At 37.7% G+C, this 5691-nt stretch carries 3 protein-coding genes and 1 pseudogene; all 4 read left to right on the forward strand.

Annotation, left to right across the window (positions count from 1 at the left end):
- The coding region (locus tag ACFING_RS09115) for an autotransporter outer membrane beta-barrel domain-containing protein (protein WP_375630597.1) at positions 1-243 on the forward strand (243 nt) is incomplete at its 5' end.
- 360 nt (positions 244-603) lie between these two features.
- The gene (bafA, locus tag ACFING_RS09120; protein ID WP_375611249.1) at positions 604-3168 is read left to right on the forward strand and encodes a BafA family autotransporter; all 2565 of its coding nucleotides are present in this window, start codon (positions 604-606) and stop codon (positions 3166-3168) included.
- Positions 3169-3491: 323 nt separating this feature from the next.
- Positions 3492-3717 (forward strand): annotated as a pseudogene (locus tag ACFING_RS09125) (hypothetical protein); the annotation flags it as partial.
- A 286-nt stretch (positions 3718-4003) separates the two neighbouring features.
- On the forward strand, positions 4004-5691 hold a 1688-nt coding region (locus tag ACFING_RS09130), incomplete at its 3' end, for a pertactin-like passenger domain-containing protein (RefSeq protein WP_375630599.1).

Below are 5691 nucleotides of genomic sequence, written 5' to 3' on the forward strand. Positions count from 1 at the left end.
TCCTCATCGCTTGCGTATATTACAGCAGCATGGTTGCGTGAGAATAAAGATGACAATCAAACGTTAATTAATCAACGTCATCCATTTACCACGGACTTATCGGGCAATGCAGGTAAGTTAGGATTAGGTTTAAGCAGTTTTGTGAGTGAGAAGTTAAAGTTATATGGTGAGGCCCATTATGTTAAAGGACATAAAACAAAACAGTCCTTTCAGGGTATTTTAGGTGTACGCTATAGTTTCTAACGATATGGTTATTTTTTAGTTATCTTTAAATGTATGATTAGTTTTTTTAAGTTTTTAATGCAGCATCAGAGAACAATTTTTCAGAGCACGCAGCTTCGTTGTTCATGATAAACTGTATACCCTTATATACTTGATTATGCATTACTTTTTTTTGATAAGAAAATTCTGAGGAAATGCTAAAGAAGCACTATAAAAACGCCCTTATATTCTTGATCAAAAAAGTATTAAAAAAACTGTAAAGAACGGTTTTTTATGAAATAAGGAGGATTTTTAAGAAGGATTGTTGCAATATAAGGTTGAAAATATGTTTTGTAGAGCTAATTACGTTCAGTGTCTATGCAGGCGTGAAGGGGGGAGGATATGGCTCTACAATATAAATGGAAACGACATTGTTGGATACTCATGTTGAGCAGCTGTTTTGTGCAAGCTGCTGCTGCAAATGAGGGAAGAGCAGCACTTTTTTGTCAATCTTCAAGTTATGAAAATGATAAGGTATTTCACGATCAATACAATGAGGATATGAAAACAGGCAGATGCATACTTGGAGCCTCTCATGATGTCATGATAAGAACGCGCAATGAATTAGACTTTTTGAAAAAGCCTAGCGATTTTATCATGGATAAGGGTGCTAGAGTGTTTGCGAGTCAACAGGAGCTTGACAGCAGTCATCGTGACAATGCTGGATATAATGCACAAGAACAAAATACTGCGTTTCTTAAAAAGCCTGAACTTATTTCCATTAAAGATGGGGCAATATTAGAAAATTATATCCTTGATAATGAAGGTAAAGCATACATTTCAAATGATGGTGAGATTGATAGTCCAGGGCGATCCATTAATAACACTGTAAGGAATGGTGCAGAGCTTTATGTGTATGCAGGAGGACTCAGTGAGAATAGTAAAATTGAACATGGTGGAATTGAAAATGTTCAGGCTTTAAAGGGAAAACAAGGTTTTTCGAAAAATGCTGTTGTTAAAGAAGGCGGGCACCAAAGTGTTGGAAATGGAGGGAAAGTAGAGGGGACTAAAATTTATGGCGGTGAGCAGCTTGTTTTCGGCGAGGGGGATATTGGAGGAGAGATTAAAGGCAGTAGTGCTTCTCATACTATCATTTATGGTCAAGATGAAACACTAGGCCAACAAAAAGTATATGATGGCGGAAAAGTTTGGAATACAAAAGTTATGCAAGGGGGTGTCCAAGAGGTTGGACAAAAGTCTCAAAGTGCAAAAAATGGTGGTTTTGCATTTGACACAGAAGTTTTTGGTGGTGGTAAACAACGTATCTTAAAAGGCGGTCAGGCTATTGGAGTCACTTTAAATGAGAGTGCTATTCAGGAAATATATACTGATGGATCTGTAAAAAATCTAACAATGAATGATCAAACAAAATCATGGGTGTATGCTGGAGCAACATTAGAAGGCAAGACACAGGTAAACCATTCTGGGCAGATCCATCTTTATGCTGGAAATGATCAACAACGCACCACAGTAGAAGATATTATTTTAAATGGAAAAGATACAAAACTATACTCTATTACTGATGAGTTTGATGGAAAAAGTTCTTTGATACAAAAATTAAGTGGTGAAGGGAGTGTTATTTTTTCGTTTACAGGTTCTGATCCATATTATTCTCAGCTTCATGTGAATAATCTTTCAGGAAATTTACATTTCGCGTTCAATACTACGATTGCCCATAACCGTGGTGATTATCTCTTGGTTGAGAAAGGCGCTGGGAAACATACAATAAGTGTTGCTGATTCTGGAGTTGAAATCACGGATCCTTTTTCAAATAAGCGTGATTTAATTACGGATCAAAGTGGTGGAGCGCATTTTACGCTGACAGATCTTAAGGGTGAAAAAATTAACGCCATTGATGGTGGAACTTATATGTATGATTTGAAAGAAAGAAAGGATGAAAATGGAAAAGTTTGGTTTTTATCGGCAGACCGCCTCAATGGACCAGAACCTTCTATACCAGATCCGACAAATCCTTTTTTTCCTGGAGAAACATCAACAACCCCCTCTACAGATGCAGTGTTAACGTTGTCCGTAGTTCCTGGGCTTATTTTTAATAATGAGTTGCAAATTATACGGAATGGTAGAAAAATTTGGGACAGAAATAAGAAGGATATCGAACTATGGACTTATGGGATTAAGAGCAGAGAACGTGTTGCGACAGGCCATACACACTTTAAGCTTGGGCAGACAGGTTTAGTCTTTGGTGCTGATCAGTTGAGTGAATTAAGGCATGGAGAGTTGTATGTTGGTGGTTTCGGGAGTTATGATCAAGTACGTATTTCTCATGCACGAGGTGGTGATAGTGATCTGAGCTCTTATAGCATTGGAACTTACGCAACTTATTTTGATCATCGTGGATGGTATATGGATGGTGTTTTGAAATATAATTATTACCAGGATGATTTGAAAGCCATCTCAACGAATGGTTTAGCCATTCAAAGTCATTACAATCAGTGGGCGATAGGTGGATCATTTGAGATTGGCTGTTATTTTGAACCGGCACAGAATACTTGGATGCAGCCTTATATCAAGCTAACAGGTTTGCAGGTTGAAGGTAAAAGAATAAAACTTTCCAATGGAATGATAGGTGATCTAAGCCCGTTAACTTCATTCCGCAGTGAAGTTGGATTGACTGCAGGACATGAATTTTTTGTGAGTTCAGAAACTTCATTAACAGCTTACATTATGGCAGCTTGGTTGCGTGAGAATATAAATAATAATTATACGACAATTAATAACCAGTATAAATTTATTACAGATTTATCAGGCAGTGCGGGTAAATTGGGAATTGGTTTAAACGGTTCGGTCAATGATAAACTAACACTTTATGCGGAAGCACATTATCTAAAAGGACATAAGATTAAGAATGCTCTTCAAGGTATTTTAGGATTACGCTATAGTTTCTAAATATGTGTGCATGGCTGATTAACTTTACAAATGTAATTGTTTTGCAAACTTAAACAGATAACGTTCGGCTATGTCTTCTCGAGAGTTTAAGGACTTTCTCAAATAGTAGAAATGTCTTTATACTCTCTCTTTTAAAGGCAACATACTGAATTTATAATAATAATTCATTTTTATGCATGTTGAATGAGAGTCGCGAAAATCATAGGATTCTCTCATTCCAAATCTGTTTATGTTGAATCAATCAAAACCATTTTCTTGCACGTCACAAGCAGGCAAGCCTGCGTGGATAAAAATTGTACAAGAAAGAACTAAAAATACCTCTTATTAAACTGCCTCAAGTACCAAAGGGTGTCGCGTTGCAACATTTTAGGGCTGGAAAAGTGTGTGATGGTACCGGTTTGCTTACGCCATAAGCGTATGGGGGTTCAATGGCTTTACCGGTATACCATTCATGGATGACGTCGCGAAATGGGCTTGGGTGCGTTGAGAGATATCTCTTTAAAACAAGTGTGTGAATGTACAACCCAATGGCGTTTTGTTTTACGTGAAGAGGGGCCCCATTAAAGGGCACGAGCATTTTTTTCATCTATAATTCCAGATATGCAAATTATTCCTTGAATTTAAGTAAACATTTTGAATTTTATTCAATTTTTCTGCCTTAAGTTAGAGTTTTTTAGTGGCTCATAGATAAACAACTTAAAGTTGCTTAAATTAAAAAAATACACTAAAAAATTGTATTTAGACATAAATAAAACACATTATGATACAATCTAAAACGAGCTACCTATGTAGCCGCGGGGTATTTTTCTAAATAATTGAGAGTGGAGTGTGGATAATGCGGTATAGATACAAATTAAGTTTTTCAGTATTGATGATCAGTAGTTGTCTTGTGCAATCTGCAAGTGCAGTTGAGAGTAGGAATAGAGTGCTAACAAGAGCAACACATGTGGTAAATAGAGAAGAGGAAGAAAAAAAAATAGCACTGATGTCTAATTTTTTTCGCAATAATACTATTCTCAAAGATGGTGATGTAGAGCTTGTTGATAATGGAAAATCCTCCGTAGGATCTAATATTAAAAAAGGTGGGATGCAGATAGTTGTACGCGGAGGAACTGCAATTAATGCTGAAGTTAGAGGTGGTAAGCAGTTTATTCATGAAGAGCCCAATATTGATCTTACACGCGTGTTGAGACGGAGTAGTGCATATAATTCCACAGTTACTGGTGTAGATGGAGCAATAGGGCAGCAGAATGTGTATGATGGGGGAGGTGCTTGGTATGCGAAAGTGGGAAATGATGGAGAACAAAATATTTATGCGGGGCAAAGAAAGGAAGGGGGGAGAGCAATGTTTACAGAAGTTTCTGGGAATGGGAGACAGCATGTCTTAGCACTAGGGGAGTCTGTGAAAACTACTTTGAAGGATCAAGCTATTCAAGTTGTATATCCTATGGGATTTGTAGATACTTTAACAATTACCGATTTTGCTAAATCGTGGTTCCATGTTGGTGTACAAGAAGTCGTTGGAGAAGTAAGGATCAATGGTGGCGGAGAACTTTATTTATTCGCTGGCGATAGGACAAATCATATAACTAAGAAAAAAATTCCTATAGAAGAGAGCGTGGATGAGATAATATTTGAGGTTGGTGAACGGAAGATAGGAGAAAAACCACAGATTAAAATTAAAGATTTAGGGGGGCAGGGTGGGACTGTTATTTTTTCTTCTATTCCGTATGATCCACGTCATATTTCACTTTATGTTGAGAGACTTTCAGGGGATTTACATTTTCGATTCAATATTAGCGCTACGTGGGATGCGAGTGATTATTTGTTGATTGGTGAGGGCTCAGGGAATCACAAAATAAATATTGCAGATTCTGGACGTGAAATTACAGGTCCTCTCTCACAAAGGAATAGTTTGGTTACTGAGCTTCCGTTAATTACCGATAGAAGCCACAATGGCGGAGCTAATTTTACTCTGGCAGATCTTTTGGGCAAGGACATTACAGCTGTTGATGGTGGAACCTATCAGTATCGCTTAGTGAAGAGAGGAAGATGTGCTGATTCTAGTGGTAGTGCTACAATTTGGTATTTAAGTAGAGCTTCTGGAGATACGGAAGGTTCTAATTCTGAAGTAGAGTGTGTGAATAAGAAAGCGAAGATTCCTCTTGCATTGTCTGCTGATACGGGTATACAGTCTGATCAAGGGGCTTCTTCTGAAGGAAAAAATACCGGTCCTCGTCCACTTACTAAAAAACAGCCATCTAAACCACGACCTCCACGTCATTTAAGAGGGGCACAGAATGTCTCTAGTGTTTCTGTATCTCCCTCTCAAGAAAATCAGACTCTTGTAGCGTTTCCTCTATCAGGTCTTCATCCTTTTTCTGATGAAAAACAACAAACTGCTGTTTCAACCTCTTCTCAATCTTTAGCCGATCAAATGACTTTGCGTCCAGTTCATAAAGAACAACCTTTGCCACAATTTAGTGAGAAACTTTCAGTTTCTCACTTTTTGACCACTCCCTC

Origin of the sequence: Bartonella sp. AP150HLJHH (assembly GCF_042196385.1) — a bacterium.
Lineage (GTDB): Bacteria > Pseudomonadota > Alphaproteobacteria > Rhizobiales > Rhizobiaceae > Bartonella.

Bases quoted from the DNA above. Each gene is read 5' to 3' on its own strand.
- bafA (WP_375611249.1), top strand. From the start codon at position 604: ATGGCTCTACAATATAAATGGAAACGACATTGTTGGATACTCATGTTG.